This window comes from Flavobacterium sp. 245 (assembly GCF_004362055.1).
Taxonomy (GTDB): Bacteria; Bacteroidota; Bacteroidia; order Flavobacteriales; family Flavobacteriaceae; genus Flavobacterium.
The window spans coordinates 1-1041 of sequence record NZ_SNXB01000022.1 but is presented as its reverse complement, the minus strand read 5'-3'; the positions used below and the strand labels follow the sequence as shown (position 1 = coordinate 1041).

Annotated in this window: 1 protein-coding gene; it reads right to left on the bottom strand. The window is 31.2% G+C overall.

Going from position 1 to position 1041, the window contains the following annotated elements; all coding sequences use genetic code 11:
• Nucleotides 1–12 precede the first annotated feature (12 nt).
• Nucleotides 13–987 carry an integrase core domain-containing protein gene (locus EV145_RS22325; RefSeq protein ID WP_133527377.1) on the bottom strand — a complete coding sequence of 325 codons (975 nt, stop codon included), beginning with the start codon at nucleotides 985–987 and terminating at the stop codon, nucleotides 13–15.
• Nucleotides 988–1041 lie beyond the last annotated feature (54 nt).

Genomic DNA, 1041 nt, shown 5'->3' with positions numbered 1-1041 from the left:
TGTAAAAGTCACTTATTTCGGTAACGGATTTATCATTTCGATTGGCTTTTTTCCATCAATACCTTGATGTGGTCTTTCATGATTGTAATAATATAAATATTGTAATAATTCTTCTTTCAGTTCTTCCTGAGAATCAAAATCTGTATCCCTTAATAGATCATCTTCCAAAGTTCTCCAAAAGCGCTCTACTTTGCCGTTTGTTTGTGGACGATAAGGTCTTGTGTATCTGTGCACTATTCCTAATTCCATTAACATCCTTTCAAATGGATGACTGTTTTTTACTTTGCTAGTTTTAGGCCCAAATTCAGCTCCATTATCAGACAATATCTCTTCAAATTTTATTTCATAATGACTGCTTAAGATGTTTAAGCATTTTAATGACGCAAACATTACTGTTAAACTGGTAATGTCTGAGACTAATTCCGCCCAGGCAATCCGGCTGTAGTCATCAATTACACAGACTAAATAGAGCTTTTTGTTTTCTCCACGAACTATACTTTTACTTAAATAATGACAATCAATATGACCTAGCTGTCCCATTCTTTCCTTGATTATTTTCTGATGATTCTTTTTAATCTTCGGAGTTAATCTATTTATTTTATGCCGTTTTAAAATATTATAAACTCCAGAATATGATGGTGTGTGTTTTCCTAATTTGGGATTTAAGATACTAACAATTTCATATTTGTTGTTTCCTTTTTCTCTTAATTCAATTACTTTTTGTTCTATAAAAGGCAAAGGACGTCTGGTTTTATATTTTGGACCCCGCTTTTGAGGCAATAGATCCAGAGATTTTCCACTCTGTTTATAGCGATTATAATACTTTAAGAAACTTTTTCTGCAGGTGTCATTTGCTGTATAAAAATCCATTGCCTTTTTATGCAATGGATGAGTTTTGTTTTTTACCTGTTCATATTCTTTTATTAAAAAACGATACTTCTCTAAATAGTTTCGCTCTAAAGTCGAATCTTGACTATTATTTCTCATCGTAACAAAATTTATTAAAGTTAAATTTTGTTACCGAATTATCTAACCTTTACA

Coding starts and splice junctions, on each gene's coding strand:
- EV145_RS22325 (WP_133527377.1), bottom strand. CDS start 987: ATGAGAAATAATAGTCAAGATTCGACTTTAGAGCGAAACTATTTAGAG.